Consider the following 23,502-nt stretch of genomic DNA (forward strand, 5'->3'; position numbering starts at 1 on the left):
GGACCGCCCGGTCACGGGACGAGTCTGGACCGCGCCTTCACGGGACGAGCCGGAGGATGCGGTCGTCGTCGTCCTCCGGCGATCCGCGCCCGTCGCGGTTGGAGGTGAGCACCCACAGCGACCCGTCCGGCGCCGGTGCGACATGCCGCAGCCGGCCGTACTCGCGGGTCAGCAGCGCCTCGGCGCCCTGCCCGTCGGTGCCGATCCGGTAGAGCCGCTGTCCGCGCAGGCAGGCGAGCCAGATCCGGTCGCCGACCACCGCCAGCCCGCTCGGGGACGCCTCGGCCGTACCCCAGGTGGCGACCGGGGCGACGAACCGGGAGTCGTCGGAGTCGCCCTCCACCTCCGGCCAGCCGTAGTTGCCGCCCGGCGTGATCCGGTTGAGTTCGTCGTAGTGGTTCTGGCCGAACTCGGCCGCGTACATCGTCCCGTCGGCGTGCCAGCCGAGCCCCTGCACGTTGCGGTGCCCGTAGCTGTAGAGCAGGGTGTCGCCGAACGGGTTGCCGGGGGCGGGAGCGCCGTCCGGGGTCATCCGCAGGATCTTGCCGGCCAGGCTGTTCCGGTCCTGCGCCGCGTCCCGGTCCCCGGCGTCGCCGGTGCCGACGTAGAGCATGCCGTCCGGGCCGAAGGCGATCCGCCCGCCGTTGTGCGTACGCGAGCCGCGCGGGATGCCGCTCAGCACGATCTCCGGGCTTCCCTCGCCGAGGCGCAGCCGGGCAACCCGGTTGTCGTCCGCGGCGGTGTAGTAGACGTACACCCAGCGGTCGGTGGCGTAGTCGGGGGAGACGGCGATGCCGAGCAGGCCGCCCTCGCCGGCCGGCGTCGCCTCCTCGATCCGGGCCACCTCCCGGGCGGTACCGCCGGAAACCTGGAGGATCCGCTTGCTGTCCCGCTCGGTCACCAGCGCTGAGCCGTCGGGGAGGAAGGCCAGTCCCCACGGCGCCTCGAGGTTCGCCACCAGGGTCTGCACGGTGCCGGGCCGGATCCGGGGTGCGTCCGAGACCGACGGGTCGGCGAACCAGCCCCGCCACAGCCCGACCCCGACTCCGGCGGCGGCCAGCGCCACCACCGCGACCAGCACGATGATCCACCGACCCGCCCGGCCCGTCGTGCGCACTCCCGGCTCCGCCACGGGTACGACGGTAGCCCGTGCCCGGACCCACGATCGTCGCGCCCCGGGACGGCTCACCGGGCCCACGATCGTCGCGCCCGGGACGGCGGCTCAGCCGTCGGCCACCACCGACGAGTACTCCGGATGCCGCTGGAGGAAGGCGAGCAGGAACGGGCAGGTGACCCGGACCCGCTCGCCCCGGTCCCGGAGCTGGTCGAGGGTGCCCCTGGCCAGTGCGCTGCCGACACCCTTGCCCTCGAACTGCTTGTCGACCTGGGTGTGCGCCAGCACCATCGTCCCGGACTCGACCTGGTAGCCGATGAAGCCGGCCAGGGCATCGTCGACCAGGATCTCGAAGCGGCGGCGGGCGGCGTTTTCTTGGACGAGAGAGTTCATCGGAGCAATTCTCCACCAACCAGCCCGGTGTTGCCGGTGACCCCGCCCACCACCAGCCGGTCGAGTTCGCCGAGCAGCCGGTCGACATCGTCGGCGGTGTTGTAGTGGTAGACGCTGGCCCGGACCGCCCCGCCACTGTCCCGCAGCCCCAGCGCCGAGAAGTACTCGTACGCGTAGTAGTCGCCGGCCGAGACGCAGACCCCGCGCTCGCCGAGCGCGGCGGCGGTCTGCTGCGGGGTCTGGCCGGCGAGCCGGAACGAGACGGTGGGGCAGCGGTGCCCGGGCGAGCCGTGGATGGTCACCCCGGGCAGCCCGGCCAGACCCTGGTGCAGGCGGGCGAAGAGTCGTTCCTCGTGGGCGAGCGCGGCGGCCAGACCGGCCCGTACCCGGGTCCGCCGGTCACCGGTCGCCTCCGGGTCCAGCGCGGCCAGGTGGTCGACGGCGGCCCGGATCCCGGCCAGCAGCGGAAAGCTCGGCGTGCCGAGTTCGAACCGCTCCGGCGCCCGGTCCGGGGACGGGAGCAGCTTGGCCGGGCGCAGTTCCGCCCAGCGGGCCGGGTCGGCGACGACGGCGGCGACGTGTGGGCCGGACCACTTGTAGGCGCTGGTCACATAGAAGTCGGCGCCGAGCGCGGCGACGTCGGTGGGACCGTGCGGGGTGGCGTGCACCCCGTCGACGTAGACCAGCGCACCGGCCGCGTGCGCGGTCGCGGCGATCCCGGCCACGTCCGGCACGGTGCCGATGGCGTTGCTGCCGGCGGTGAGCGCCACCACCCGGGTACGCCGGCCGACCAGGTCGGCGTACTGGTCGGCCGGCAGCTCGCCGGTCTCCGGGTCGAACTCGGCCCACCGGACGACCGCGCCGGTCGCCTCGGCGGCCTGCACCCAGGGCCGGACGTTGGCGTCGTGGTCGAGCCGGGAGACCACCACCTCGTCGCCGGGACGCCACCCCCGGCACAGGGTCCGGGCCACGTGGTAGGTCAGCGCGGTCGCGCTCGGCCCGAACACCACCCCGTCCGGGCTCGCGCCGAGCAGGTCGGCGACGGCTGCCCGGGCCGCCGCCACCAGTTCGCCGGAGCGCTGACCGGGCAGGTGCGCGCTGTTCAGGTTGGCCACCGCGGTCCGCATGGTGCCGGCCACCGCGTCGGCGACCGGTGCGGCCACCTGGGTGCCGGCGGCCCCGTCGAAGTGCGCGTATCCCTCGACGAGGGCGGGGTAGGCGGCCCGGACCCGGGCGATCTCGAACGGCATGGCAGGCACGATATCGGCCGGTGCCGGCAACTGGACCGGGTCGTTGCCTGGATCACCCCGGGTACCGTGGGTCGGGTGACGAATCCCCCGTACCGCCCGATGACCATCGCCCGTCGTGCCGCCGGTCTCTTCGCCGGGCTGGCCCTCGGTGTGGCCGTAATCGCCGGCTGTAGCTCCGAGGGTGCCAGCACGGACTGCGGACTGGACTCCTGCACCGTGACCTTCGACCGGGGTGTCGACGCCCGGACCAGCATTCTCGGGGTCGAGGCCAAGCTGGTCGGTGTCGACGGAGACCGGGTGACCATCGAGGTCGCCGGCGAGCAGCTGACGCTGACCGTCGGCCAGCAGGCCACCGAGGTCGGCGGCATGTACGCGACGGTGGAGAGCGCCGACCAGGACCGTGTGGTGGTGCGGATCGGCCGCAACGCCGGCTGAGCCGTGATCCGGACGTTTGGAAATCTCCTCGATGGGTCATTGACACGCCCATGTCTGCGACTTCAACTGCCGGGGCGAGCGCGGCCCGGGCCGCCAACAGCAAGCCCCTGGAAATTCTCGCCCGGGCCGGCTTCGTCGGCTACGGGCTCGTCCACCTGCTCTTCGCCTGGCTGGCGCTGCAGATCGCCTTCGGCCGGCCCGCCGACGACGGCGACCAGTCCGGCGCGTTGCGCACGCTGGCCGCGCAGCCGCTCGGCGGCTTCCTGGTCGGTGCGATCGGGGTCGGCCTGCTCGCGATGGCGATCTGGCAGGCCTTCGAGGCGGTCGGTGGGCACCGGGAGTACCGGGGCCGGGAGCGGGTCGTCGAGCGGCTCACCTCGGTCGGCCGGACTCTGGTCTACGGCTACTTCGCCTGGACGGCCTACCAGGTGGTGCAGCAGGCGAACTCGTCCAGTGCGGACAAGCAGCAGGCCATGACCGAGGAGCTGATGTCCTCGACCGGCGGCCGGCTGCTGGTGGGGCTGGCCGGGCTCGCGCTGGCCGGGCTCGGTGCCGGGCTGGTCTGGTACGGCGCGGTGAAGAAGTTCGAGCGGCACCTGAAGACCGGTGAGATGAGCCCGCAGACCCGCAAGCTCGCCCGCCGGCTCGGCGTCGCCGGCTACGTCGCCAAGGGCGTCGCGTACGGCATCGCCGGGCTGCTCGTGCTGACGGCCGCGCTGAACTACGACCCGGACCGGGCCCGCGGCCTGGACGCCGCCCTGCACACCCTGCGGGAGCAGGCGTACGGTTCGATCCTGCTCACCCTGGTGGCGCTCGGCATCGCCGCGTTCGCCGTGTTCTGCGTGGTCCAGGCGAGGTACCGGAAGGTCTGACCTGGATTCATAGCGCTTTCTGGGGCATTCTGCACTCTTTGCCCCGCATGCTCGGCAGCCCTCGCCGGGTGCGGCTCGGGAGACATCCCGTGGCGGCACCCGGCTTCGGCATGGAAGGAAGAACATTGGTGGACAGCTATCTGTGGACGGTCATCGCGACGGTGGGCGCGGCGCTGCTCGCGCTGGTCGTGGTGGAGGTGGTGCACCGGACCGTACGCCGACTCGGCCGGCGGTCCGTGCTGCTCAGCGAATTGTCCGAGCATTCGCACCGACCCTTTCAGGTGGCTGCGACCGTGCTGGCGATCCAGTTCGGCGTCCGGTTCAGCACCGGCTACGGCATCGGTACGCCGTGGCGGCGGACCCTGCTGCACCTGCTCGTGCTGGCGGTCATCGCCGCCATCGCCTGGCTGGTCGCCTCCTTCCTGCTGGTCAGCGAGGACACCGCGCTGGCCCGGTTCCGGACCGACGTACCGGACAACCGGCAGGCCCGGCGGATCAAGACCCAGGTCGTCATGCTGCGCCGGGTCACCATCGCGGTCATCGTGGTGCTGGCGGTCGGGGTGATGCTGATGACCTTCCCCAGCGTGCGCGGGGTCGGCGCCAGCATGCTCGCCTCGGCCGGCGTGATCGGTGTGGTCGCCGCGCTGGCCGCGCAGAGCGTGCTCGGCAACGTCATCGCCGGGCTGCAACTGGCGTTCAGCGACGCGGTCCGGCTCGACGACGTGGTGGTGGTCGAGGGGGAGTGGGGCCGGATCGAGGAGTTGACCCTCAGCTACGTGGTGGTGCAGATCTGGGACGACCGGCGGCTGATCCTGCCGACGTCGTACTTCACCACCAAGCCGTTCCAGAACTGGACGCGCACCCGGGCCGCCGTGCTCGGTACCGCCGAGTTCGAGGTGGACTGGTCGGTGCCGGTACAGGCGATGCGGGAGGAGCTGCGCCGGCTGGTGGAGGGTACCGAGCTGTGGGACGGGCGGACCTGCGTACTCCAGGTCACCGACGCGGTCGGCGGGATGGTCCGGCTGCGCGCACTGGTCAGCGCCGCCGATGCGCCGAAGCTCTGGGACCTGCGCTGCCTGGTCCGCGAGCACCTGGTCGGCTGGCTGCGGGACCAGCGGCCCACCGCGCTGCCCCGGCTGCGTACCGAGATCGGTGACGCCTCGGGTCGGCTGCCCTGGCCGGGGGCCGAGCCGCGCCGGACGGCACCCGGCCGCTCCACCGAGCCGCACCGGACGGTTCCTGGCCGCCCCGCCGAGAGGCGCGCGGCCGAGCACGAGCCGCCGGACGACGCCCGGCTCTTCGGCGGTACCGGTGACGGCGAGGCCCGGAGCAGCGCCTTCGTCGGCCCCGACGAGCCGGCCGAGGCGTCACCCCGCTGACCTGCCGGATCGGCCGTCATCGGCCCGTCCGGTGGCGGACACTAACCACAGCGGGGCGGGACGGTGCGTCTCCTCCGTCGCACCGACCAGCCGCCCGCCCGGCACCGTTCGGCCGCGCGGCCGAACCGGACACCGCGCGGCCGAACCGGACACCGTGCGGGGTGCCGGCGTGCCGGGCGGTGGCGAACGGACATCGGGCGCCACGGGCGGACGGCAGGATTGAACCACCGGCGACCGGGGCATACAGCCCAGGAACCGGGATAGGAGGGACAGCATGGCCGATGTCGTACGCGACCCCGCTCGACCGGTCGCGGAGCAGTCCACCGCGGAGCTGATGCAGCGCGCCAAGGAGCAGGTGAAGCGGCTGGCCCGCGACGAGCTGGCGCTGGCCCGGATCGAGCTTGCCCACAAGGGCCGGCACGCCGGGATCGGGATGGGGCTCTTCGGCGGTGGTGCGGTGCTGGCGCTCTGCGGGCTCGGCCTGCTGGTCGCCGCCGCGGTGCTGGGCCTGGCGCTGGTGATCCCGGCATGGGCCGCCGCCCTGGTCGTCGCAGGGGCGCTCTTCATCCTGGCCGGCGGCTTGGCGCTGGTCGGCCGGAGCCGGGTACGCCGTGCGGTGCCGCCGATGCCGAGCGCGACGGCGGACAGCCTGCGGGCGGACGTGAACACGGTGGCCACGGCGGTCCGGGACAGGGGACAGTGATGACCCGCAGCAACGGCTTCGGCAACCCGGAGGCGCTCCGGGCGGAGATCAGGCAGACCCGGGCCGAGCTGGGCGAGACCGTGCAGGCCCTGGCGGCCAAGGCGGACGTCAAGGCCCGGCTCAAGGGCTCGGCGGTGCAGACCCGGGAGCAGGTGAAGCGGCGGGCCGGGCAGACCACCGCGAACGTCCGGTCGTCGGTGCACGACGCAGGTTCGGTAGCGTTGCGCCATCCGGTGTCCTGGGCGGTGTTCGCGGCCGGGGCCCTGGCGCTGGCGGTCGTGGTGCTGGTGGCACGAGGGAGACGTGGGTGAGCAGGACAGTCAGCAAGGTGGCGTACCGGCCGGTGGGCATCCTCCTGGGCATGGCCGCCGGGGTGGCCGCCGGAGCGGTGTTCCGGCAGGTCTGGAAGATGACCGCCGGCGACGGTGAGGCGCCCGACCCGGTCGACGAGGACCGGGGCTGGGGCGAGATCCTGGCCGCCGCCGCGTTGCAGGGGGCGATCTTCGCGGTCGTCCGGGCCGCCGTGGACCGTGGCGGCGCGGTCGGCGTACGCAGGCTCACCGGCCGCTGGCCCGACTGAACCGGCCGATCCCGGCGAGGCCCCGGGGCGAGGATCGCTCCCGGCGAGGCCCCGACCCCGACCGCTATCCCGTGCGGGCCGGTCGTCGGGTGGGTGGGATGGTGCTGCCGCTCGCCGCGGTGGCGTGCTCGGTCCGCTCGACGGTGTCGGGTCCGCCGGTGGCGCTACCGTGCGCTGTGGACCGCGCCGTCGCCGTCCCCTACCGTCGATGCCTCGGGCCGCCGGCCGCCTTCTCAGGTCACATGTCGGAGAATTTCGTCGGGTAGGCTATGCGAAGTTTTTGCGTACGTGGTTTGCTGTTCCACGCTGTTGAGAGACGGCGTGGGTCGAGGGAAGTCCTCCTTCGTGGGGGCCGACTCAAGGCGCCGCTGCTCGAAAACGGCCAACCGGCCGCACGGCGTGCTCGGCCGCCAGTTTTAGAAGGAGATACACATGGCGCAGGGAACCGTGAAGTGGTTCAACGCAGACAAGGGCTTCGGCTTCATCACCGTCGACGGCGGGGGTGCTGACGTGTTCGTCCACTTCTCGGCCATCCAGACCAGCGGCTACCGCACGCTGGAGGAGAACCAGCGGGTGGAGTTCGAGATCGCTCAGGGCCAGAAGGGGCCGCAGGCGGAGCAGGTTCGCCCCATCTGATTCCGTGACGGCCGGCCCCCGCCGGCCCGAGTTTCGATTGCTTTGGGATCCACGTCGAGCCCCGCGCCCCGCGGGGCTCGACGCGTGTCCGGCGCAGGGGCTCGACGAGTGTCCGGCGCAGGTCAGGACTGGTCCGACCGGCAGCGCCGGCCCGCCGCCGGTCAGGAGGGCCTGCTCCGGCCGCGGGCGCGCAGGCCCAGCACCACCAGTACCAGCCCGGCGACCACCACCACCGGGCCGATCACGGCCCAGAGCGGTTCGCCGCTCATCACGCTGCCGCCCAGCCGGCCCAGCCCCTGCAACGTCCACACTGCGCCGACGACGACGGCCAGCAACCCGAGCGTGAGCGGGAGCCATCCCCTCATCAGTATCGCCGATCCTCTCCCGCGCCGAATCAAGCGCGTCCGCGCCGAACCAATGACGTCCGCGCCGAACCGGTCGCGTCCGTCGCACGATGAAACCGGTCGCGTCGGGCGCGATGACCAACCGGTCGCGTCCGCCGCGACGACGAACGGTCGCGTCCGCCGCGACGACGGACCCGTCGTAACCAGCCAACCGTACGGCGGGGCTGAACGCACGTCGCCTCGCGGGACGGTCGCGCGCTCCGGGCGATCGACCTACCAGCGGCTGTGCACCTGCGGGCGGACCAGTTCGGCGTAGACCGCGTCCACCGTGGCGGTCGCCTCGGCCGACAGCGGTGGAAGCGCCGCGGCGGCCACGTTCGCACGGGCCTGTCCGGCGTTGCGGGCGCCGGGGATGACCACGGTGACACCGGGCTGGTCGAGAATCCACCGGAGCGCGAACTGCGCCATCGTGGCACCCTCCGGCACCGCCGGACGCAGTCGCCGTACCGCCTCCAGCCCCGTCTCGTAGTCCACCCCCGAGAACGTCTCGCCGACGTCGAACGACTCGCCGTGCCGGTTGTAGTTGCGGTGGTCGTCGCTGGGGAACGTGGTGTGCGCGTCGTACCGGCCGGAGAGCAGGCCGCTGGCGAGCGGCACCCGGGCGATGACGCCGACTCCGGCGGCGAGCGCGGCCGGGAGTACCCGCTCGACGGGCTTGTGCCGCAGTGCGTTGAGGATGATCTGCACGCTGGCCACCCCGGGCCGGGTGATCGCGGTGAGCGCCTCGTCGCACGTCTCCACGCTGACCCCGTACGCGGCGATGCGTCCCTCCGCGACGAGGGTGTCCAGGGCGTCGTAGACGGCGTCGGTGGAAAAGACCGGAGTGGGTGGGCAGTGCAACTGCACCAGGTCGAGCACGTCGACCCCCAGGTTCGCCCGGGACCGGTCGGTCCAGGCCCGGAAGTTCTCCAGGACGTACGCGTCCGGGGTCTGCGGCACCCGGCGGCCCATCTTGGTGGCGACGGTCAGTCCGGCGTCGGGCCGCTCGCGCAGGAAGCGGCCGATCAGTTGTTCGCTGCGCCCGTCGCCGTACACGTCGGCGGTGTCCAGAAAGGTGACTCCGCCCTCGACGGCGGCGGTCAGCACCGCCAGCGCCTCGGACTCGCTGACCTGGCCCCAGTCGGCGCCGAGCTGCCAGGCGCCGAGCCCGACGACGCCGACCTCGCGGTCGCACCGCGGGAATCTCCGCTTCTCCACGCCCGGGAGCCTATCCCGGGGCGGATTCGGGCCTGCCGGGGCGGCGCGGCGCCGCTATGCTGAGCAAGACGTACGTACGGTTTAAGGGGAGTCATGTGGGACCCGACCAGCTATCTCCGGTACGGCGACGAACGCTCCCGCCCCTTCCACGACCTGCTCGCCCGGGTGGCCGCCGAGCGCCCCCGGACAGTGGTCGACCTGGGCTGCGGCCCCGGTCACCTGACCGCGACCCTGCCGGCCCGCTGGCCGACAGCCCGGGTCGTCGGGCTGGACTCCTCGGCGGAGATGCTCGCCGCCGCCACCCGCTCCCGGGTCGAGTTCGCGGTGGCCGACGTCCGGACCTGGGCGCCCGGAGCCGACATCGACGTGGTGGTCTGCAACGCCGTGCTGCAGTGGGTGCCCGGGCACGAGGAGCTGCTGCTGCGCTGGGCCCGCGAGCTGGAACCCGGCTGCTGGCTCGCGGTCCAGGTGCCGGGCAACTTCGACGCCGCCTCGCACCGCGCGCTGCGGGAGGTGGCCGAGGCCCCACGCTGGCGGCACCTGGTCGCCGACCTGCGCCGGACCGCACCGGTCCGGGACGCGGCCGGCTACGCCGACCTGCTGACCGGTGCGAACTGCGCCGTCGACGCCTGGGAAACTACCTACGTGCACCTGCTCCCGGCCCCCTCCGGCGCCACCGACCATCCGGTGCTGAGCTGGCTGGAGGGTACGGCGCTGCGTCCGTTCCAGGCCGCGCTGGGCGGCGAGGGTACGGACTGGGACGACTTCCGGGCCGCGCTGAACGAGCGCCTGGTCGAGGCGTACCCGGTCCGGCACGGGCTGGTGCAGTTCCCGTTCCACCGCGTCTTCTTCGTCGCCCGCACCGGCGCCCGTCAGTAGGGAGTTTCCGTGACCGACCTCTCGGCGTTCATCGCCGGACTGCCCAAGGTGGAGCTGCACGTGCACCACGTCGGCTCCGCGCTGCCGCGCATCGTGGCGGAGTTGGCCGCCCGGCACGAGGGCCGGACCCGGGTGCCGGCGGACCCGGAGGCGCTCGCCGGCTACTTCGAGTTCCGCGACTTCGCCCACTTCGTCGAGATCTACCTGAGCGTGGTCGACCTGATCCGCGACCAGTCCGACGTCCGGCTGCTCACCTACGAGGTGGCCCGGGAACTCGCCCGCCAGCAGGTCCGGTATGCGGAGCTGACGGTCACGCCGTACTCGCACGTGCACCGGGGGATCCCCGCGCCGGCGTTCTGTGAGGCGATCGAGGACGCGCGGCGGGCCGCCGAGACCGAACTCGGCGTCTCGCTGCGCTGGTGCTTCGACATCCCCGGCGAGGCAGGGCTGCCGGCGGCCGAGCAGACCCTGCGGATCGCCCTCGACGAGCGGCCGGACGGGCTGATCAGCTTCGGGCTCGGCGGTCCGGAGGTGGGCGTGCCCCGGCCGCAGTTCAAGCCGTACTTCGACCAGGCCCGTGCGGCCGGGCTGCGCTCCGTACCGCACGCCGGTGAGACCACCGGTCCGGGGACCATCTGGGACGCGCTGCGTGAACTGGGCGCGGAGCGGATCGGGCACGGCATCTCGGCCGTGCAGGACCCGGCGTTGCTGGAACACCTGGCGCAGCGGCGGATCCCGGTGGAGGTCTGCCCGACCTCCAACGTCCGGACCCGGGCCGTTCGCGCGATCGAGGAGCACCCGCTGCGCCGGCTCGTCGAGGCCGGGCTGCTGGTGACGGTCAACTCCGACGACCCGCCGATGTTCGGCACCACCCTCAACGACGAGTACGCCATCGCCGCCCGACTGCTCGACCTCGACGCCGCCGGACTGGCCGGGCTGGCCCGCAACGCCGTCACCGCCTCGTTCCTGGCGCCGCCGGAGCGGGACAAGCTGGTCGCCGAGATTGACGCCTACCTGACCGCACACCGGTCCTGACTCCGGGCATCGCCGAAGAGCTGGACGGAAGTCGCCGAAGCTCTGTGAGAAAGCCGCCGACGCACTGGGAGAAAGGCTGACCCGGCGCGGGGTGCTGCGGGCGGCCGCGCCGGGTCAGCGATCATGGGGCCGAGATCGACCGGTACGTCACCGCGCGCATCGCGGCGGCGGCACGCCGGCTCGACCTCTGCCGAACTTGTCGGCGCGCGGCGGAAGCCAGGTGTGGGGGACCGTGCTTCCGCCGCGCGCCAGGCTCCACGGGCCGGGCTGGGCGAAACATCTGTGGGTAGGTGACCCGGTGGAGCAGGATGGGATCGGGTTCGATGTTGCCACCGAGGCGGGGCGCTCGGACGGGCGTTAATCCAGACCTAAGGAAGACTTGCACGGAACCAGAAACTCCTTGCCGGGCCGCCCGGTCCAATCGGGAATCCGGTCAGTCGCCGGAGGAGCGCGGCCGGGACCAGCGGCGGCGGGTGACCGCGTCCTTCTCCCGGGCCAGCCGGCCGACCAGCCCGAACCGGCTCACCTGCCGGGGGGCCGCGTCCGGGTCGGCCAGCAGCATGACCACGCTCGCTCCGCCCAGCCGGGCCCGGTCGATGCTGACCGAGCCGTTGGCCTGCTGGGCGACCCGGCGGGCGATGTCAAGGCCGAGCCCGGTGGAGCCGCGGTCGCTGGCCCCCCGGCGCAGCGCCCGGTCCGGATCGGCGATGCCGGGCCCGGCGTCGTCCACCCGGACCGCGATGTAGCCGTCCCGGCGGCTGACGGCGACCTCGAACGCGGTGCCCTGCGGGGTGTACCGGAAGACGTTGCCGAGCACCGCGTCCAGGGCGGCGGCCAGCTCGGCCCGGGGCACCGGCACCGGGATCCGGGTGTGTGCGCCGATGACCCGGTGCGACCGGTTCTGGTCGCCGGCCAGCGCCGACCAGAAGACCATCCGGTCCCGGACCACCTCGCTGACGTCGCAGCTGCCCGGCGCGGCCTCCTGGGCGACCGTCTTCCGGGTGGTGTTGATCAGTACGTCGATCTCACCCTCCAGCGTCACGATCGCCTGCCGGATCCGGCGGATCGTCCGCCGTCGGTCCAGCTCGGCGGCGCTGAACGAGCCGACGCTGGTGTCGTCGGAGTCGAGGGCGTCGGCGTCCAGCCGCAGCACGGTCAGTGGGGTACGCAGCCGGTGCGACAGGTCGGCGACGAGTTCGCGCTCGTCGGTGCGGGAGGTGACCAGCCGGTCCGCCATCCGGTTGAAGGCGTAACCGGCCTCCGCCAGCTCGCGGGGGCCACTCGGCTGGATCCGTACGTCCAGGTCGCCGTCGCCGACGGCGAGCGCCGCCTGCACCAGGCCCCGGGCCGAGGCGACCGCCCTGGCGGCGAGCCGGTCCACCACGATCACCGAGGCGACCACCAGGCCGATCGCCACCAGGATCAGCATCAGCCAGGTGCCACCGGTGCCGGCGGTCAGCGCCGCCTCGGAGACGAAGACCTCGACCACCAGCACCCGGCCGGCGACCGGTACGGGTTCGAGCCGGACCACGCCGCCGGAGACCTCGGCGACGACCGGTGCACCGGTCTGGATCGCCCGGTCGACGTCGCCGGCGGCGGCCCGTGGCTCGCCGCCGAGCGACAGTCCGTGCACGACCGGCGGATCGCCGGTGTTGCCGGCGGTCGACTCGACGACCCGGCCCAGCGCCGCCGGGTCTGCGGTGACCGCCAGCGCGCCGGTGACCACCGCGCTGCGCCGGGCGGCCTCGCCGAGCGCGTCCTCGCGGGCGTCGCGCTGCAACGCCGTGCCGAGCGGGACCAGGAAGGCGAGCGCGACGATCGTGGTCATGCCGGCCCCGAGGTAGGCCAGCGCCAACCTCAGTCCGGTACCACCAACCGGAACCCGACCCCCCGCACGGTGCGCAGGTAGCGGGGCTTCGCCGCGGACTCTCCCATTTTGCGGCGCAGCCAATACAGATGTACGTCGATGGTCTGATCCTCGCCGACCGATGGCTGCCGCCATACCTCCTCCAACAGTTCCCGGCGGGACACTACCCGGCCGGGCCGTGCCGCGAGATAGGCCAGCAGGTCGAACTCCTTGCGGGTCAGCGCCAGAGGCACCCCGTCGAGGAGTGCACTCCGTTCGCCGACGTCGATCCGCAGCCCGCCGACGGAGTGTACGGCCGGCTCGACGGCACGGCTCGCCCGGCCGACCCGGCGGAGCACAGTGGTGATCCGGGCATCCAGATGGGCGCCGGTGAACGGCTTGACCATGTAGTCGTCGGCGCCGGCCCGGAGCAGCCGGACGATCGCCTGCTCGTCGTCGCGGGCGGTGGCGATGATGATCGGTACGTCGGTGATGCCGCGCAACATCCGCAGCGCGTCGGCGCCGTCCAGGTCGGGCAGCCCGAGGTCGAGTACGACCAGGTCGGGGGTTTCCGCGGCGACCCGGCGGAGGGCATCGAGCGCCGTGCCTACCGCGTGCACCGCGTGCCCGCGGTCGGCCAGGGAGCGCAGCATGGCGCCGCGTACGACATGGTCGTCTTCGACCAGGAGGACGGTGGCCACCTGATGACCGTACTGCCCGTGGCAAGTCGGGTGAATTGATGGCGGCTGCGGCGGTCCGCCCGGATCGCCGGTCGGTCGGATCCGGGCGGACCGATGGCGGCTCAGCCGGTGCCGCAGGGCTGCCCGTTCAGGGTGAAACCGGTCGGCCGGGGGTTGCTGCCGGTGTGGCTGCCGGTGAAGCCGATCCCGACGGAGGCGCCGGGCGCGAGGCTGCCGTTCCAGCTCTCGTTGGTCGCGGTGACCGCGGTGCCGGACTGCGTCCACCGGGCCGACCAGCCCTGCACCACCCGCTGCCCCTCGGAGGGGAAGCTGAAGCCGAGGGTCCAGCCGGTCCACGCGAACGTACCGGTGTTGCGAATCGTGAGGTTTCCGGAGAATCCGCCGGACCACTCGTTGACCGCGTACGTCACCTGACAGCCGGCGCCGCCCGGCGGGCTGGTCGGCGGCGCGGTGGTCGGTGGCGGGCTGGTCGGCGGCGCGGTAGTTGGTGGTGGGGTGGTCGGTGGCGCGGTAGTTGGTGGTGGGGTGGTCGGCGGCGGCTGGTCGGGGTAGCCGAGTCCGAAGCCGTACCGGAAGAGCGGCGTCTTGCCGTCGCCGTCGTTGATCGGCTGCTGGCTCGCGCTGCTCATCCAGCTCACCGGCAGCCGGCCGGTGGGCGGGCGTACCCCGAACAGCACGTCGGCCACCCCGGCGCCCTCGGTGCCGGGCAGCCAGGCGGCGAGCAGGGCGCGCCAGTCCGGCAACTGTCCGGCGATGTCCAGCGGCCGGCCGGAGACCAGCACCACGATCACCGGCACCCCGGAGGCGCGCAGCCGGTCCAGCGTGCCCAGGTCGGTGGCGTCCAGACCCATCCCGCTCGGCCGGTCCCCGCGCCCCTCGGCGTACGGCGTCTCGCCGATCACCGCGATCGCGGCCCGGTACGAGCTGTCGATGCCGGTACCGCTGGCCTGGTAGGTGACGGTGCTGGAGGAGGCGACCGCGTTCCGGATCCCCTGCAGGATGCTGGTGCCGGGGGTGATCGCCCCGCTGCCGCCCTGCCAGGAGACCGTCCAGCCGCCGCTGGCGTACCCGATGTTGTCGGCGCTCTTGCCGGCCACGAAGATCCGGTTGTTCGCGGTGGCCAGCGGCAGGATGCCGCCGTCGTTCTTCAGCAGCACCTGCGAGGCCGCCACCGCCTCCCGGGCCAGCGCCCGGTGTGCCGCGCTGCCCACCGTCGAGAGGTACGACCGGTCGGCCAGCGGCCGCTCGAAGAGGCCCAGCTCGACCTTCTTGGTCAGGATCCGCCGGTTGGCGTCGTCGATCCGGGCCTGGCTGACCCGGCCGGCCTGGACCTCGGCCCGGAGATGGGTGATGAACTGCCGCCAGCCGGTCGGCGCCATCACCATGTCGATGCCGGCGTTGACCGCCTGCCGGACCTCGGCCGCGGTGAACCCGGTGGCGCCGTCGAGCTGGTCGATGCCGTTCCAGTCGGAGACCACGAAGCCGTCGAAGCCGAGTTCGCCCTTGAGCAGGCCGTTGATCAGGTAGTCGTGCCCGTGCAGCTTCTGCCCGTTCCAACTGCTGTACGAGATCATCACCGAGCCGACGCCCCGGCGGACCGCCTCGGCGAACGGCGGCAGGTGCACGGCGCGCAACTCGGCCTCGGAGAGTTGGGTGTTGCCCTGGTCGGTGCCGTTCGTGGTGCCGCCGTCGCCGAGGTAGTGCTTGGCGGTGGCCAGTACCGAGGCGGGGCCGGCCAGTGCCTCGCCCTGGAGGCCGTCGATCACGGTGGTCATCGAGCTGACCAGCGCCGGGTCCTCGCCGAACGACTCGTAGGTGCGGCCCCAGCGGTCGTTGCGGGCCACGCAGAGGCAGGGGGAGAAGGTCCAGTTCACCCCGGTGCCGGCGACCTCCTCGGCGGTGGCCCGGCCGATTCGCCGGACCAGCTCGGGGTCGCGGGTCGCGCCGAGGCCGATGTTGTGCGGGAAGATCGTCGCGCCGACCACGTTGTTGTGCCCGTGCACGGCGTCCGAGCCGTAGATCAGCGGGATGCCCAGCGGGGTTCCGAGGGCGGCGTTGGCGAACCGGTCGTACATGTCGGCCCAGCTGGTGGCGTTGTTCGGGGTCGGCGCGGAGCCGCCGCCGGAGAGCACCGAACCGAGCCGGTAGCCGGTGATGTCGGCCGGGGTGACCGAGGCGCGTTCGGCCTGGGTCATCTGGCCGATCTTCTCGTCCAGGCTCATCCGGCCGAGCAGGTCGTCGACCCGGGTGGCGACCGGCAGCGCCGAGTCCTGGTAGGGCAGCGCGGCGGCGCTCACGGCCGGCGGGGCGGGCAGGCCGATGCCGAGGCCGGCCAGGGTCAGTAGGCCGGCGATGAGCAGCGCGGCGCGGGATCGGGTACGCACGGGACGTCCTTCCGGCGGCAGGTTCCCGCACGGCCGGCGCCGCTCCCCGCCGTACGGTGACCGCAGCAATCGACGATCGTCGTTCTCGGCTCGGCCTCAACCCTAGGCAGGAGCGCTCCCACCCGCAATCCCGGGTGCACGGAGGGGGGCCCTTCTACAACAGAAACGCGATAAGAAGGGCCCTGCCTTACCGGGCCGGCGGCAGTTGCAGCACCCAGCGGTACGCCTGGACCATCCCGGTGTCGAAGCCGGCCGCCGACCCCCAGAGGAAGAGCCGGAACCGGCGGTACAGCGGCTCGCCCCAGCGCCGCACGATCTCGTCCCGGGCGTCGTCCAGCCGGCGCGCCCACTCCCGGCAGGTCAGGTAGTAGTTGTGCCGATCGTCGACCAGGTTGAGCAGCTCGAACGGCGAGTGCGCCACGTGCCGCAGGTACTGGTGCAGCAGCAGCGGGGCCGAACCGCCCGGGTAGACGTACCGCTTCATGAAGGTGGAGACGATGTGCTTGTGGCGCATCGCCAGCGCGTCCAGGTAGACCCGGCCGCCCGGACGGAGCAGTTCGGCGTACTTGCGCAGCGTCGTGCGGTAGTCGGGCAGGTGCTCGGTGACCCCCATGTTGACGATCGCGTCGTAGCGCTCGCCCGGGGAGTAGCCGAAGATATGCTCCCGGACAACCCGCACCGGCAGCCGCTCGCGGTCGAACAGCTCGGTGAGGAAGCGCTCCGACTCCACCGACAGCGTCGTGGTGGTGACCCGTACCCCCTTGCGGGCGGCATGCTCGCTGAACGCCCCCCAGCCGCCGCCGACCTCCAGCACGTGGTCGCCGGGGCCGACCCCGATCGCCTCCAGGGCCAGGTCCATCTTCCGGGTCATCGCGTCTTCCAGCGGCTCGTCGTCGGAGGCGAAGACCCCCTCGGTGTAGCAGCGGTGCCGGTGGTCGAGGAAGGTGAGGAAGAAGTCCGAATCCTCGTCGTAGTGGTGCGAGATGGCCCGCCGGTCGTCCTCGCGACGGCCGCGCAGCAGCGCCGGCACGAACCGGCCGAGGAAGGCGATCGGGTGCCGGTCGGTGAAGAACGACCGCATCCGCAGCGCCGCCGCCAGGTCGCCCTCGACGTCCAGCGATCCCTGCAGGTAGGCCACGGCGACGGCGAACTGGTCGAGCGCGGCCAGCGCCTTCGCGCCCCGCTCGTCCTTGACCACGATGGTGAACTGCGGTGCCCCGGCGCCGAAGGTCCGCACCGGACCACCGGCCGGCGCCACCGCGAACGGTACGCCCGGCCCGGTGCCGAAGAAGGTCTGGTATCTACGCTGTAGTGCGCTCACGGCGTCCACGGGTGCCACGGCGTCAATCTAACGCCGAGGTAGCGGCGCCGGCAGGAGGAAAACGCAGGACCGATAACATCTGGGCGAGCCGATCCCGTCGGCCACGCCCGATTCGTCCATGATCGTGAGGAGCCACCGTGTCCCAACCCCGTACCCCCGTCGGTGCCGACCCCGTTGTCGTCCCGGCCGGGACGACGGCGGCCGAGGCGGTGGCCGCGGCGGGCCTGCCGCACGCCGGCCCCGGGGCGATCGTGGTGGTCCGCGACCCCGACGGGCAGCTGCGCGACCTGGACTGGGCGCCCGAGGTGGAGACCGTCGTCGATCCGGTACGGCTGGACTCGCCGGACGGGTTGAACGTGCTGCGCCACTCGACCGCGCACGTGCTGGCCCAGGCCGTCCAGGACACCTTCCCGGAGGCGAAGCTCGGGATCGGCCCGCCGATCGACAACGGCTTCTACTACGACTTCGACGTCGACCGCCCGTTCCAGCCGGAGGACCTCGACCGGCTGGAGAAGCGGATGCAGGAGATCGTCAAGTCCGGCCAGCGGTTCCGGCGGCGCCGCTTCGACAGCCTGGACGCGGCCCGCACCGAACTGGCCCGCGAGCCCTACAAGATCGAGCTGATCGCCCTCAAGGGCGACCGGCAGCGCAGCGAGGGCGAGGGGGCCGGGTCCGAGGGTGGCGGGACGGGCTTCGACGCCGGCGAGGTGATGGAGGTCGGCGCCGGTGACCTCACCATCTACGACAACCTGGACGCCGAGAGCGGCAAGGTCTGCTGGTCCGACCTCTGCCGGGGGCCGCACCTGCCCAGCACGCGGCTGATCGGCGCGTTCAAGCTGATGCGCTCGGCCGCCGCGTACTGGCGGGGCAACGAGCGCAACCCGCAGCTCCAGCGGGTGTACGGCACCGCCTGGCCGACCCGGGACGCGCTGAAGGCGTACCTGAAGGTGCTGGAGGAGGCGGCCCGGCGCGACCACCGCAAGCTCGGCGCCGAGCTGGACCTGTTCAGCTTCCCCGACGAGATCGGCTCCGGCCTGGCGGTCTTCCACCCCAAGGGCGGGATCATCCGCCGGGAACTGGAGGACTACTCGCGGCGCCGGCACGAGGTGGCCGGCTACGAGTTCGTCAACAGCCCGCACATCACCAAGGCGCAGCTCTTCGAGACCTCCGGCCACCTGCCGTACTACGCCGACACCATGTTCCCTCCGATGAAGTTCGAGGGCGCGGACTACTACCTCAAGGCGATGAACTGCCCGATGCACAACCTGATCTTCCGGGCGCGCGGGCGGTCGTACCGGGAGCTGCCGCTGCGGCTCTTCGAGTTCGGCACCGTCTACCGGTACGAGAAGTCAGGAGTGGTGCACGGGCTGACCCGGGTACGCGGGCTGACCCAGGACGACTCGCACATCTACTGCACCCGGGAGCAGATGCCGGGCGAGCTGACCACGCTGCTGGCGTTCGTCCTCGACCTGCTCCGCGACTACGGCCTGGACGACTTCTACCTGGAGTTGTCGACCCGGGACGACTCGCCGAAGTTCATCGGCTCGGCCGAGGACTGGGCGGAGGCGACCGAGGCGCTGCGGACCGCCGCCGAGGCGTCCGGGCTCGACCTGGTGCCGGATCCGGGCGGCGCGGCCTTCTACGGCCCGAAGATCAGCGTCCAGGCCAAGGACGCGATCGGGCGCACCTGGCAGATGTCCACCATCCAGGTCGACTTCAACCAACCCGAGCGGTTCGGCCTGGAATTCCAGGCCGCTGACGGCACTCGCCAGCGGCCGGTGATGATCCACCGGGCGCTCTTCGGCTCGATCGAGCGGTTCTTCGGGGTACTGACCGAGCACTACGCCGGGGCCTTCCCCGCCTGGCTGGCCCCGGTGCAGGTGGTCGGCATCCCGATCCGGGAGGAGCACGCCACCCACCTGCACGGGTTCGTCGCCGCGCTGCGGGCCGAGGGGATCCGGGCCGAGGTGGACACCTCGGACGACCGGATGCAGAAGAAGATCCGTACCGCCCAGCAGCAGAAGATCCCGTTCATGGCGATCGCCGGGGACGCGGACGTGGAGGCGGGAGCGGTCTCGTTCCGCTACCGGGACGGGTCACAGCGCAACGGGGTACCGCTCGCCGACGCGGTGGCGCACGTCGTGGAGGTGGTCCGAGCCCGGGTCAACACCGGTCCGACCGCCGAACCGACCGGTGGGGAGGCCGGGTCGTAGGATCGTCGGCGTGACAGGCGCGGCGCCCCACGCGGAACTCGGCATGCCCGACGGGCTCGATCGGCTCTGGACCCCGCACCGGATGACCTACATCTCCGGCCCGGACAGGCCGGGGGAGGGGCACGAGAAGCCGACCGGATGCCCGTTCTGCCTGGCTCCGGAGCGGGAGGGCGAGGAGAACCTGGTGGTGCACCGGGGCGAGCGGGTCTTCGTGGTGCTCAACCTCTATCCGTACAACCCGGGGCACCTGCTGGTCTGCCCGTACCGGCACGTCGCCGACTACACCGAGCTGGACGCCGCGGAGACGGCCGAGCTGGCCGACTGCACCCAGACGGCGATGCGGGTGGTGCGGCGGGTCAGCAACGCGCACGGCTTCAACATCGGCATGAACCAGGGCGGGGTGGCCGGTGCCGGCATCGCCGCCCACCTGCACCAGCACGTGGTGCCGAGGTGGGGCGGGGACGCCAACTTCATGCCGGTGATCGCCCAGACCAAGGTGCTGCCGCAGCTGCTCGCCGACACCCGTACCCTGCTCGGCACCGCCTGGGCGAGCACGGCCGGCTGAGCGACGAGGCCGGCGGGAGACGAACGGCCGGCTGAGCGACGAAGCCGGCGGGCAAGTAGCTGGCACGCGCACTGTCGAGCTGGGTGCACAGGTGGGGCATACCCCAAACCCGGTTGTCGGGACAGCGTACGGCGGATGACGGGCATGGCTGCACGGGCGGGGCAGCTCGACAGTCTCCTCAGCAGGGTGTCGCCCTCCACGACAGTGTGTCGCCGGGTGCGGTGACCAGGCGCGCGATCTGGTCTGGCGCGGCCGGAGACGGAGCTAGGCGGCGAGGCCGTGCCGGGGCTGCCGATGACCGGTGCGCAGCCCGGACCGGATCGTCCGGGCGATCTCGGGGCGGCCGAGTCCGCTGCGGCGGGCGGCATCGGCGAGGACGACGGTGATGTCGTGGTCGTCCAGCAGATCCAGCGCGGCGAGCTGCCCGAGGTGGTACGCCGCCCGGTAGAGCGTGGTGTTGCGGGTGCCGGTCGTCGCCCCGGCAACGGTGCTCGCCTCGGCGGCGAGCGCGGCGCCGGCGTACCGGTCGGGGTGCCGCAGCCGGTCGGCGCCGCCCGGGCCGGCCAGTCCCGGGCGGGGCGGCGGCGCCGGCGGGAAGAGCAGCGCGGTCAGTTCCGGCGGGCAGGCGGCGAGCGGGACCTCCGGCCGGCGGATCCAGCGGTAGTCCCGGCCGCTGGCGTGCCGGGACGGCGGGGCGACGACGTAGCCGCCAGCGCCGCGCCAGTCGACGCCGGGCAGCAGTCCGGTGCGGTTGCCCGCGCCGGTCGGGCGAAGGTAGAGGTGCCAGCCACCGGAACCGGTCCGGACCACCGGCCCGGTGATCCGGCGCCCCCGGACCACGGCACGCAGCGCGGCGACCCCGTCCGGCGGGTCGACGTCGCAGACGTCGAACCGGTCACCGGTGCGCAGTGCCAGGTTCGCCTCCGGCCAGCGGGTCCACCACCGCCGGATCACCTCCGGCCGGGCGCTCGCGTCGTGCAGGCCGTGCCGGAGCAGGCTGCGGTGCCAGCGGGGATGCTTGCCCGGGCGGTCGCAGTCGGGCCGCCGGCAGGTGCAGCCGGTCGCGGTCGGGGAGTGCAGCGGGAGCACGGGTACGCCGGCAGCGGCGTACTCCAGTGCGGCGCGCAGCAGCGGTGTCATCCCGACCTCCTCACCGGCCGGATACCCACGCTCAGGGTATTCGAACATCTGTCTGATCGACACCCTCGATCAGCGCCATCAGCTCCGGCCAGGACTCCACCCGGCGCACCGCCGGCAGGTGTGCGCGGTGGCTGCGTACCTCGTGTTCCCTCGGCCGGAACAGGTAGCGGCCGGCCCCGCCGGTCCGGGTCCGCCGAGGTGGAGCGCCTGCTTGCAGGGAAGGGCCCCCGCTTGGCGTTTTCTGCCCCAGCGGGGGCCTTCCCTACACGTCAGCGGGGGGCGTGCTCCTTGCGGATCTGGTCGGCGAGGTGCGCGGGCATCGGTTCGTAGCGGGCGAAGGAGCGTCGGAAGGTGCCGCCACCGGCGGTCATCGACCGGAGTTCGACGGCGTACCGGATCAGCTCGGTCGCCGGCACCTCCGCCCGGACCAGGGTGTGGTCGGCGCCGGCCGGATCGGGCTCGGTGCCGAGCACCCGGCCTCGCCGCCCGGACATGTCGCTCATCACCGCACCGACGTTGGCATCCGGCACCCGCACCACCACCTCGTCGACCGGCTCCAGGAGGCTGACCTGCCCCTTCTCCGCCGCGTCCCGCAGCGCCAGCGAGCCGGCGGTCTGGAAGGCGGCGTCGGACGAGTCCACGCTGTGCGCCTTGCCGTCCACCAGGGTCACCCTCAGATCCACCACCGGATAGCCGGCGACGATGCCCCGGCCCATCTGGGTGCGTACCCCCTTCTCCACCGACGGGATGTAGCTGTGCGGCACGGCGCCGCCGACCACCCGGTCGGCGAACTCGAATCCCGCGCCCCGGGGCAGCGGCTCCACCTCGATGTCGCAGACCGCGTACTGACCGTGCCCGCCGGACTGCTTCACGTGCCGGCCGTGCCCCTTCGAGGACACCGCGAAGGTCTCGCGCAGCGCCACCCGGACCGGCTCGGTCTCCAGGTCCACCCCGCCGCCACGGAGCCGGTCGAGCACCACCTCGGCGTGCGCCTCGCCCATGCACCAGAGCACCAGCTGATGGGTCTCCGGGTTGCGCTCCAGTCGCATCGTCGGGTCACCGGCGACCAGCCGGGCCAGGTTCTTGGCCAGCGCGTCCTCGTCGGCCCGGCTCTTCGCGACGATCGCCACCGGCAGCAGCGGCTCGGGCATCTCCCAGGGCTCGATCAGCAGCGGGTGTTCCCTGGCCGAGACGGTGTCACCGGTCTCCGCCGTACCCGACTTGGTGATCGCGCAGATGTCGCCGGCCACGCAGTACGGCACCTCGCGCAGCGCGGCGCCGAGCGGCGAGTAGAGGTGCGAGACGCGCTCGTCGGCGTCGTGGTCCGGGTGGCCGCGCTCGGCCATGCCGTGCCCGGAGACGTGCACCACCTGGTCGGGGCGGAGCGTGCCGGAGAAGACCCGGACCAGGGAGACCCGGCCGACGTGCCGGTCGATCGTGGTCTTGACCACCTCGGCCACCAGCGGTCCGTCGGGGTCGCAGGTCAGCGGCGGCTGCGGCGAGCCGTCGACGCCGGTGACGGTGGGCAGGTCGTGCTCCAGCGGGGTCGGGAACGCCGAGACCAGCAGCTCCAGCAGGGCGTCGACACCGAGCCCGGTCTCCGCGCAGACCGGCACCACCGGATAGAAGTGCCCCCGGGCGACGGCCTTCTCCAGGTCGTTGATCAGGAGCTGCGTCTCGATCTCCTCGCCGCCGAGGTAGCGGTCCAGCAGGGTCTCGTCCTCGCTCTCGGCGATGATGCCCTCGATCAGCTCGTTGCGGGCGTCGCCGATCGCCGGCAGGTGCTCCGGGTCCGGGTCCCGGACCGTCGCCGGCAGGCCGGCGGAGTAGTCGAAGACCCGGCGGGTGATCAGGCCCATCAGGCCGACCACGTCCACGCCCTCGTCGTCGAGCATCGGCAGGTAGAGCGGGAGTACGTTGTCGCCGAAGACCCGCTGGCAGAGCGCCACCGTCTCGTCGAGGTCGGCCCGCTGGTGGTCGAGCCGGGTGACCGCCACGGCCCGGGGCATCCCGACCGCGGCGCACTCCTGCCAGAGCGCGGCGGTCGCCCCGTCCATCCCGTCCACGGCGGAGACGACGAAGAGCGCCGCGTCCGCCGCCCGCAGCCCGGCCCGGAGCTCGCCGACGAAGTCGGCGTAGCCGGGGGTGTCCAACAGGTTGACCTTGATGCCGTTGTGCTGCAGGGGCGCGCAGGCCAGGCTGATCGAGCGCTGCTGGCGTACCGCGGCCGGGTCGTGGTCGCACACCGTGGTGCCGTCGACGACCGAACCGGGCCGCGAGATCGTGCCGGTCGCCGCGAGCAGGGCGTCGACCAGGGTCGTCTTCCCCGCTCCGGAGTGCCCGACGAGCACCACGTTGCGAACCCTGCCAGGCTCGTCCACCACCGGCGCCGGGCCGGTGACCCCTTTCTCCGAACTCTTCTGCGCCATTGGGGCGCACCTCCCTAAGCCGGTGG

The 23,502-nt window shown here is 72.8% G+C and carries 22 protein-coding genes; 11 read left to right on the plus strand and 11 right to left on the minus strand.

The window, feature by feature from the left end; all coding sequences use genetic code 11:
* Positions 1-37 precede the first annotated feature (37 nt).
* From ABNF97_RS10875 to ABNF97_RS10885, 3 genes are all read right to left on the minus strand, one after another.
* Positions 38-1,078: a PQQ-dependent sugar dehydrogenase gene (locus tag ABNF97_RS10875; RefSeq protein ID WP_486484897.1), complete on the minus strand. Its 1,041-nt coding sequence runs from the start codon at positions 1,076-1,078 to the stop codon at positions 38-40.
* A 144-nt stretch (positions 1,079-1,222) separates the two neighbouring features.
* Positions 1,223-1,507, minus strand: coding sequence for a GNAT family N-acetyltransferase (locus tag ABNF97_RS10880; protein WP_130460368.1), 285 nt, complete (start codon positions 1,505-1,507; stop codon positions 1,223-1,225).
* Entirely contained in the window at positions 1,504-2,757 is a 1,254-nt protein-coding gene (locus tag ABNF97_RS10885) for a cysteine desulfurase-like protein (RefSeq protein ID WP_349338447.1), read from the minus strand. The genes ABNF97_RS10880 and ABNF97_RS10885 overlap by 4 nt, the downstream gene beginning before the upstream one ends.
* 99 nt (positions 2,758-2,856) lie before the next feature.
* On the opposite strand from ABNF97_RS10885, the gene ABNF97_RS10890 reads away from it, so the two are divergent.
* From ABNF97_RS10890 to ABNF97_RS10920, 7 genes are all read left to right on the plus strand, one after another.
* A complete protein-coding gene (locus tag ABNF97_RS10890) occupies positions 2,857-3,192 on the plus strand; it encodes a hypothetical protein (protein ID WP_349338567.1) in 336 nt (111 codons plus the stop codon).
* A 50-nt stretch (positions 3,193-3,242) separates the two neighbouring features.
* Positions 3,243-4,064, plus strand: coding sequence for a DUF1206 domain-containing protein (locus ABNF97_RS10895; RefSeq protein WP_130460366.1), 822 nt, complete (start codon positions 3,243-3,245; stop codon positions 4,062-4,064).
* A 128-nt stretch (positions 4,065-4,192) separates the two neighbouring features.
* Positions 4,193-5,443 (plus strand): mechanosensitive ion channel family protein, encoded by a 1,251-nt coding sequence (locus ABNF97_RS10900; protein ID WP_349338448.1) that lies wholly within the window; start codon positions 4,193-4,195, stop codon positions 5,441-5,443.
* A 274-nt stretch (positions 5,444-5,717) separates the two neighbouring features.
* On the plus strand, positions 5,718-6,146 hold the full coding sequence (locus tag ABNF97_RS10905) for a phage holin family protein (protein ID WP_349338449.1): 429 nt from the start codon (positions 5,718-5,720) through the stop codon (positions 6,144-6,146).
* Positions 6,146-6,457: a DUF3618 domain-containing protein gene (locus tag ABNF97_RS10910; RefSeq protein ID WP_349338450.1), complete on the plus strand. Its 312-nt coding sequence runs from the start codon at positions 6,146-6,148 to the stop codon at positions 6,455-6,457. Before ABNF97_RS10905 ends, ABNF97_RS10910 begins: the two co-directional genes overlap by 1 nt.
* A complete protein-coding gene (locus ABNF97_RS10915) occupies positions 6,454-6,726 on the plus strand; it encodes a DUF4235 domain-containing protein (protein WP_349338451.1) in 273 nt (90 codons plus the stop codon). The genes ABNF97_RS10910 and ABNF97_RS10915 overlap by 4 nt, the downstream gene beginning before the upstream one ends.
* 432 nt (positions 6,727-7,158) lie before the next feature.
* On the plus strand, positions 7,159-7,362 hold the full coding sequence (locus tag ABNF97_RS10920; protein WP_007075740.1) for a cold-shock protein: 204 nt from the start codon (positions 7,159-7,161) through the stop codon (positions 7,360-7,362).
* A gap of 161 nt (positions 7,363-7,523) precedes the next feature.
* Here ABNF97_RS10920 and ABNF97_RS10925 read toward each other — a convergent pair whose 3' ends face one another.
* Both ABNF97_RS10925 and ABNF97_RS10930 read right to left on the minus strand, forming a co-directional pair.
* Complete coding sequence (locus ABNF97_RS10925; RefSeq protein ID WP_349338452.1) at positions 7,524-7,727, minus strand: hypothetical protein; 204 nt, start codon at positions 7,725-7,727, stop codon at positions 7,524-7,526.
* Between the two features lie 252 nt (positions 7,728-7,979).
* Positions 7,980-8,963 (minus strand): aldo/keto reductase, encoded by a 984-nt coding sequence (locus ABNF97_RS10930; RefSeq protein ID WP_349338453.1) that lies wholly within the window; start codon positions 8,961-8,963, stop codon positions 7,980-7,982.
* A gap of 93 nt (positions 8,964-9,056) precedes the next feature.
* Here ABNF97_RS10930 and ABNF97_RS10935 point away from each other — a divergent pair, with 93 nt between their 5' ends.
* Positions 9,057-9,842 carry a trans-aconitate 2-methyltransferase gene (locus tag ABNF97_RS10935; RefSeq protein ID WP_349338454.1) on the plus strand — a complete coding sequence of 262 codons (786 nt, stop codon included), beginning with the start codon at positions 9,057-9,059 and terminating at the stop codon, positions 9,840-9,842.
* Between the two features lie 9 nt (positions 9,843-9,851).
* Positions 9,852-10,877: an adenosine deaminase gene (locus tag ABNF97_RS10940; RefSeq protein ID WP_349338455.1), complete on the plus strand. Its 1,026-nt coding sequence runs from the start codon at positions 9,852-9,854 to the stop codon at positions 10,875-10,877.
* A gap of 433 nt (positions 10,878-11,310) precedes the next feature.
* On the opposite strand, the gene ABNF97_RS10945 is transcribed toward ABNF97_RS10940, so the two are convergent.
* The 4 genes from ABNF97_RS10945 to ABNF97_RS10960 all read right to left on the minus strand — a co-directional run bounded on the left by ABNF97_RS10945 (position 11,311) and on the right by ABNF97_RS10960 (position 17,147).
* Positions 11,311-12,705, minus strand: a complete 1,395-nt coding sequence (locus ABNF97_RS10945; RefSeq protein WP_130465561.1) for an ATP-binding protein — start codon at positions 12,703-12,705, stop codon at positions 11,311-11,313.
* A 29-nt stretch (positions 12,706-12,734) separates the two neighbouring features.
* Positions 12,735-13,424 carry a response regulator transcription factor gene (locus ABNF97_RS10950; RefSeq protein WP_349338456.1) on the minus strand — a complete coding sequence of 230 codons (690 nt, stop codon included), beginning with the start codon at positions 13,422-13,424 and terminating at the stop codon, positions 12,735-12,737.
* Between the two features lie 101 nt (positions 13,425-13,525).
* A complete protein-coding gene (locus tag ABNF97_RS10955; protein ID WP_349338457.1) occupies positions 13,526-15,808 on the minus strand; it encodes a glycoside hydrolase family 3 N-terminal domain-containing protein in 2,283 nt (760 codons plus the stop codon).
* A gap of 187 nt (positions 15,809-15,995) precedes the next feature.
* Positions 15,996-17,147: a class I SAM-dependent methyltransferase gene (locus ABNF97_RS10960; protein WP_349338458.1), complete on the minus strand. Its 1,152-nt coding sequence runs from the start codon at positions 17,145-17,147 to the stop codon at positions 15,996-15,998.
* A gap of 119 nt (positions 17,148-17,266) precedes the next feature.
* Here ABNF97_RS10960 and thrS point away from each other — a divergent pair, with 119 nt between their 5' ends.
* Together thrS and ABNF97_RS10970 are read left to right on the plus strand one after the other, a co-directional pair.
* Entirely contained in the window at positions 17,267-19,342 is a 2,076-nt protein-coding gene (gene thrS, locus ABNF97_RS10965; protein ID WP_349338459.1) for a threonine--tRNA ligase, read from the plus strand.
* Between the two features lie 43 nt (positions 19,343-19,385).
* Positions 19,386-19,907, plus strand: a complete 522-nt coding sequence (locus tag ABNF97_RS10970) for an HIT domain-containing protein (RefSeq protein WP_130465558.1) — start codon at positions 19,386-19,388, stop codon at positions 19,905-19,907.
* A gap of 264 nt (positions 19,908-20,171) precedes the next feature.
* Here ABNF97_RS10970 and ABNF97_RS10975 read toward each other — a convergent pair whose 3' ends face one another.
* On the minus strand, positions 20,172-21,047 hold the full coding sequence (locus ABNF97_RS10975) for a bifunctional DNA primase/polymerase (RefSeq protein WP_349338460.1): 876 nt from the start codon (positions 21,045-21,047) through the stop codon (positions 20,172-20,174).
* A 269-nt stretch (positions 21,048-21,316) separates the two neighbouring features.
* The gene (locus ABNF97_RS10980) at positions 21,317-23,476 is read right to left on the minus strand and encodes an elongation factor G-like protein EF-G2 (RefSeq protein WP_349338461.1); all 2,160 of its coding nucleotides are present in this window, start codon (positions 23,474-23,476) and stop codon (positions 21,317-21,319) included.
* Between the last annotated feature and the right edge of the window lie 26 nt (positions 23,477-23,502).

It is taken from the genome of Plantactinospora sp. B6F1, assembly GCF_040120695.1.
GTDB lineage: Bacteria > Actinomycetota > Actinomycetes > Mycobacteriales > Micromonosporaceae > Plantactinospora.